Origin of the sequence: Kitasatospora griseola (genome assembly GCF_014648555.1) — a bacterium.
GTDB lineage: Bacteria > Actinomycetota > Actinomycetes > Streptomycetales > Streptomycetaceae > Kitasatospora > Kitasatospora griseola.
In genome coordinates, this window is record NZ_BMRI01000027.1 from 98,877 (window position 1) to 99,182 (window position 306).

The window sequence follows — 306 nt, forward strand, 5'->3', positions numbered from 1 at the left end:
AACCGCGTCGGGCTCCACACCGTGCGCACGCCACAGCTCCGCCAGCGCCACCATCACCGCGAACAGCGCAGGCTGCACCACATCCACGCGATCCAGCGAACCCCCGCCGGTCAACACCTCCACCAACGACCAATCGGTGAACGGCGCCAACGCCGCATCACACGCATCGATCGCATCCCGGAACACCCGCTCCGAGCCGTACAACTCCCCACCCATGCCCACCCACTGCGCACCCTGCCCCGGGAACACGAACACCGACCGACCCAACGGCCGGGCGACCCCGGTGACCAGACCCGGCACCGTGCC

General features: G+C 69.6%; 1 protein-coding gene. It reads right to left on the reverse strand.

The window, feature by feature from the left end:
- On the reverse strand, positions 1 to 306 hold a 306-nt coding region (locus tag IEZ12_RS27255; RefSeq protein ID WP_189275594.1), incomplete at both ends, for an acyltransferase domain-containing protein.